This is a genomic window from Aphanothece microscopica RSMan92 (genome assembly GCF_046613545.2).
GTDB lineage: Bacteria > Cyanobacteriota > Cyanobacteriia > PCC-6307 > Cyanobiaceae > NIES-981.
The window spans coordinates 1-509 of sequence record NZ_JBKKKY020000442.1 but is presented as its reverse complement, the minus strand read 5'-3'; the positions used below and the strand labels follow the sequence as shown (position 1 = coordinate 509).

General features: G+C 49.1%; 1 protein-coding gene. It reads right to left on the bottom strand.

Annotation, left to right across the window (positions count from 1 at the left end):
- The coding region (locus ACLD7X_RS18450; protein WP_411425136.1) for a hypothetical protein at nucleotides 1-509 on the bottom strand (509 nt) is incomplete at both ends.

The following is a 509-nucleotide window of genomic DNA, read 5'->3' as shown; positions in this document are numbered from 1 at the left end:
GCTCGTTGACGAGGTCGACCCCGGTAATCGTCACAAGACGCGGCAGATCATAATAGTCGCGGAAGACCACACGTATCACGCACTTACCGTGAGCAAATGATTCATGCAAGGGAAAAACATCACATGCACCAACGGAGTCCCTGAGGAATTGCACAATCTCCCATGTTTCATCCGTTAGCACGTGAGCCTTGGACGAGTCAATAGGTATCGTTCGATCCAATTGCCGAAACTCATCAACAAGGATAGAGTCATGATAAAAGGTAAGATTGATTGGTCCCAAGGTAAAAACACGAATATCGCCTTTGTGCACATTGATGCACCCATTATTTGGTACAATGGTTCCTTCTTCAACGAACATTGAATCGGTACACCCCCACTCTTCCCATGGGCAGTCCAGCGGCACGAGTTTTTTCTGCGCCAGTGCCGGTGCACCGGAAAAATAGACAAAGAAAAGCAGGAGGAGAGCTATCCTGGATGAGGGGAACGGGGCTATGGGGCCCAGGACAAAT